General features: G+C 71.1%; 2 pseudogenes. Both read right to left on the bottom strand.

From position 1 onward, the window contains the following. Positions 1–304, bottom strand: a pseudogene (locus tag TN53_RS41690) (GNAT family N-acetyltransferase); the annotation flags it as partial. A gap of 23 nt (positions 305–327) precedes the next feature. Further along, positions 328–633: pseudogene (locus tag TN53_RS41685) on the bottom strand (amidohydrolase); the annotation flags it as partial.

The following is a 633-nucleotide window of genomic DNA, read 5'->3' as shown; positions in this document are numbered from 1 at the left end:
CCTCCGGACTGCGGACGTAGCGCACCAGACCGGCGATCTCGTCGCCGGCCAGGGCGACGAGCGCCAGCTCGTTGAGGTAGTCCACGTGCGCGCCGCGGCGGATGACGTCGTCGCGGGCGCGGACCACCGGGCCGAGGGAGCGGTAGGCCAGGGTGGCCCGGGACAGGCCGCCGACGAAGGCGACCAGGCGGTCGGCGTCCTCCGGCCGGACGGGCCGGACGAAGGTCGACCGCCCGGTCCTGACGAGTCCGGGCCGTTCCAGGTCCGCGGGGTACGAGTCCTCGGGGCGCGGGGGAGTGTTCACCGGAGGCCCGCCGTCGGCGCCGCTCAGACGGCCGCCTCCTGGGGAGTCTTCTCCGGCAGGCGGAAGAGCTCGTTGAAGGTGCCCCGCGTGACGCGCTCACGGATGTCGTCCGGCACACCGTCGAACAGCTCGTGGAGCGTGGACTGGGTGTGACCGTACGTGCCCTCCAGATGGGGGTAGTCGTCGCCCCACATCACGTTGCGGTAGCCGGTCGACTCGACGATCTCCACCGAGCTCTTGTCGTGCTGAAAGGAGGCGTACACCTGCTGCCTGATGATCTCACTGGGCAGTCGGCTCAGCTTCGGCCGCACGAACATGCCGTGCTGGCG

The organism is Streptomyces sp. WM6386, assembly GCF_000972385.1.
GTDB lineage: Bacteria > Actinomycetota > Actinomycetes > Streptomycetales > Streptomycetaceae > Streptomyces.
This window is presented reverse-complemented; position numbering and strand designations above follow the sequence as displayed.